The sequence below is a fragment of the Mycobacterium sp. genome (assembly GCF_049281135.1).
Taxonomy (GTDB): Bacteria; Actinomycetota; Actinomycetes; order Mycobacteriales; family Mycobacteriaceae; genus Mycobacterium.
Genome location: NZ_JBAPRN010000378.1, coordinates 1 through 3,411 on the forward strand (window position 1 = coordinate 1; position 3,411 = coordinate 3,411).

4 protein-coding genes and 1 pseudogene are annotated in these 3,411 nt (G+C 66.5%); 4 read left to right on the plus strand and 1 reads right to left on the minus strand.

Features of this window, described 5'->3' with window-relative positions; genetic code table 11:
- Window positions 1-359: pseudogene (locus tag WAN02_RS15225) on the minus strand (S9 family peptidase); the annotation flags it as partial.
- Window positions 360-427: 68 nt separating this feature from the next.
- Between WAN02_RS15225 and adh the strand changes: the two are divergent.
- Genes adh through WAN02_RS15245 form a run of 4 tightly spaced genes read left to right on the plus strand, consistent with a single transcriptional unit; the run spans window position 428 to window position 3,320 of the window.
- A complete protein-coding gene (gene adh, locus WAN02_RS15230) occupies window positions 428-1,951 on the plus strand; it encodes an aldehyde dehydrogenase (protein ID WP_422265039.1) in 1,524 nt (507 codons plus the stop codon).
- Window positions 1,951-2,445 carry a DUF779 domain-containing protein gene (locus tag WAN02_RS15235; RefSeq protein ID WP_422265040.1) on the plus strand — a complete coding sequence of 165 codons (495 nt, stop codon included), beginning with the start codon at window positions 1,951-1,953 and terminating at the stop codon, window positions 2,443-2,445. The genes adh and WAN02_RS15235 overlap by 1 nt, the downstream gene beginning before the upstream one ends.
- 28 nt (window positions 2,446-2,473) lie before the next feature.
- Window positions 2,474-2,752 carry a putative holin gene (locus WAN02_RS15240; protein ID WP_325690333.1) on the plus strand — a complete coding sequence of 93 codons (279 nt, stop codon included), beginning with the start codon at window positions 2,474-2,476 and terminating at the stop codon, window positions 2,750-2,752.
- Window positions 2,745-3,320 carry a hypothetical protein gene (locus WAN02_RS15245; protein WP_422265041.1) on the plus strand — a complete coding sequence of 192 codons (576 nt, stop codon included), beginning with the start codon at window positions 2,745-2,747 and terminating at the stop codon, window positions 3,318-3,320. Before WAN02_RS15240 ends, WAN02_RS15245 begins: the two co-directional genes overlap by 8 nt.
- Window positions 3,321-3,411 lie beyond the last annotated feature (91 nt).

The window sequence follows — 3,411 nt, forward strand, 5'->3', positions numbered from 1 at the left end:
GACCAGACCCAGTTTTCATTGTCAGCTCGACTCAGTTCATCTAAGTCCAACAACACGTCCCACTCGGTGGCGTCGCTGCGGTAGCTGTCCAATGTGGTTCGCCGCCACAGCCCCCGCGGGTTGGTGGCATCGCGCCAGAAGTTGTACAGGTATTCGCCGCGGCGGCGCACGTATGGGATGCGGGCGTCGGTGTCGAGCACCTCGAGCGCCTCGGCGCGCATCCGCTCGAACTCCTCGCCGGCGAACTGGGCCACCGTCGGATCGTTGCGGGCGCGGACCCAGTTCAGCTGCTGCTCACCGAGGACGTCCTCGAGCCACAGGTACGGGTCGTTCGACTCGTTGGTCATGTGCGCGGCCATGGGGCCATTGTTACCGCGACGGTAGTGTGAGCTGTGTAACACCGTCGAACGACGAGGAGTGGCGACAAATGACCGTCTTCGCACGACCGGGCTCCACCGGGGCCCTGATGTCTTTTGAATCGCGGTACGACAACTTCATCGGTGGCGAATGGGTGGCGCCGGCCGCCGGCCGCTACTTCGAGAACCTGACGCCGGTCACCGGCCAGCCGTTCTGCGAGGTGGCGCGCTCGGACGCCGCGGATGTCGAGAAGGCGCTCGACGCCGCCCACGGCGCGGCCAAGGCCTGGGGCAAGAGCGCCCCCGCCGAGCGGGCCGCGATCTTGAACAAGATCGCTGACCGTATCGAAGCGAACAGGGAGTCGCTGGCCCTGGCCGAAGTCTGGGACAACGGCAAACCGATCCGCGAGACGCTGGCCGCCGACATCCCATTGTCCGTTGACCATTTCCGCTATTTCGCCAGCGCCATCAGGGCCCAGGAGGGCTCGCTGTCGCAGATCGACGACGACACCGTCGCCTACCACTTCCACGAGCCGCTGGGCGTGGTCGGGCAGATCATCCCGTGGAATTTCCCAATCCTGATGGCCACCTGGAAGCTGGCGCCCGCGCTGGCAGCCGGCAATACCGCGGTGCTCAAGCCGGCCGAGCAGACGCCGGCATCGGTGCTCTACCTGCTGTCGCTGATCGGCGATCTGCTGCCGCCCGGGGTGGTCAACGTCGTCAACGGGTTTGGCGCCGAAGCCGGCAAGCCCCTGGCGTCGAGCAATCGGATCGCCAAGGTTTCCTTCACCGGCGAGACCACCACCGGGCGACTGATCATGCAGTACGCCAGCCAGAACCTGATCCCGGTCACCCTCGAACTGGGCGGCAAGAGCCCCAACATCTTCTTCAACGATGTGATGGCCGCCCACGACGACTTCCAGGACAAGGCGCTGGAAGGGTTCACCATGTTCGCGCTCAACCAGGGCGAGGTGTGCACCTGCCCGTCACGCAGCCTGGTGCAGGCCGACATCTACGACGAATTCCTGGAGCTGGCGGCCATCCGCACCAAGGCGGTCCGGCAGGGCGATCCGCTGGACACCGAGACGATGGTCGGCTCGCAGGCGTCCAACGATCAGCTGGAAAAGGTGTTGTCCTACATCGAGATTGGCAAAGATGAAGGCGCGAGGATTCTGTGCGGTGGGGAACGCGCCGAGTTGGGCGGCGACCTCTCCGGTGGCTACTACGTGCAGCCAACCATCTTCGCCGGCACCAACAAGATGCGGATCTTCCAAGAGGAGATCTTCGGACCCGTGGTCTCGGTCGCGTCGTTCAAGGATTACGACGACGCCATCTCGATCGCCAACGACACCCTCTACGGCCTGGGCGCGGGAGTGTGGAGTCGCGACGGGAACACCGCCTACCGGGCCGGTCGCGACATCCAGGCCGGGCGGGTGTGGGTCAACTGCTACCACGTGTACCCCGCGCACGCCGCGTTCGGCGGCTACAAGCAGTCCGGGTTCGGCCGGGAAAACCACAAGATGATGCTCGACCACTACCAGCAGACCAAGAACCTGCTGGTGTCGTATTCGCAGAAAGCACAAGGATTCTTCTGATGGTGACCAGCCGGGTGGTCGTCACCGCCGACGCGGCCGCCCTGCTCGATCAGCTGCGAGACCAGCACGGCCCGTTGATGTTTCACCAGTCCGGCGGCTGCTGTGACGGGTCGTCGCCGATGTGCTACCCCGATGGGGAGTTCATCATCGGTGACCGCGACGTGTTGCTCGGTGTGCTCGACGTCGGAGCGGACGGGGTGCCGGTGTGGATCTCGGGGCCACAGTTCCAAGCGTGGAAACACACCCAGCTCGTCATCGATGTGGTGCCCGGCCGGGGCGGCGGGTTCAGCCTGGAAGCACCCGAGGGGATGCGATTTCTCTCACGTGGACGCGCGTTCAACGACGCCGAGAACGCCGAACTGGCTGCTACGGGGGTGATCACCGGCGCCGACTACGCGCGCGGCCAGCGGCTGCCGGAGCGCGCTCCGGTGGTGGCTGCCGCCGTCGACGCGTGCCCAGTACCCGCAGGGCGCGCCGCGCCGGTAAAGCCGTAGCGCGCGCCCGCGGCAGTATCGTTTAACCGTGATACCGCTGCCGCGGCCTTTGGTTTTGACTAGCGCGATGCTGCTTGGCGTTGCGACCGGGCTGCTCGGTGGCGCGGCGGCGCTGACCGTGGAGCACGCGCGCATGCGCCCCGATGTCGCCATTGCACTGGTGGTCGGATTCCCCAGCGCAGTCGGGCTGCTGGTGGTCCTGCTGGCCCGGCGCCGGTGGCTGACCGCGCTGGGTGCGTACATCCTGGCCTTGGCGCCTGGATGGTTCGGCGTGCTCGCCTTGGTCGAGGTCGTGACCCGTGGCTGACCACGAGCGCGTGGAGACTGAGTCGATGCCGCTGACCGAGCCGTACAAACCGGCCTTCGACACCGGCATTCACCAGAAAGTCGAGCCCGAACTCATCGAGCCGGAGCCACCGCCCCGGCGGCGTCGATGGTGGCACCGACGCTCGGATGTTGCCGAGAAGCCGGGGGTCGGCGGACTCACCCCGGGTGCGTACACCGACGCAGCGCCGTCCGAGGCGATTGCGGTGGCCGACCGGTACCAGTACGTCAGGTGGTGGCAGTTCGTCTTGATGCTGCTGGCGGTCTGGGTTCCCGCCGGCGCGATTGGTGCGGGCCTGTTCTATTGGTGGAGCCATGACGCCTCCAGGCACAAGACCGAGGTGGTTTTCGTCGTGCTGGCCTACGTCGTGGTGAGCACGGTCGTGGGTCTGATGCTGGCGATGGTGGCCGACCGGCCGCTGGTGTCGGCGCTGGCCATCGCGATGATCTCGGCGGCGTTCGCGTCCGTCGTCGCCGCGGCCCCGGTCTACGGCAAGTTCTATTGCCAACACAGCCAGCGACATTGCGCAGCGGGCGTCCTGCCGTACTGAGCACCCGAAGTAGGGCTGTGCAAGGCTGGCGGGGTGAGCGACACGCGCCGATCCGCGGCCCGCGGGCCGCGGGCTGATCGCCACCTCACCC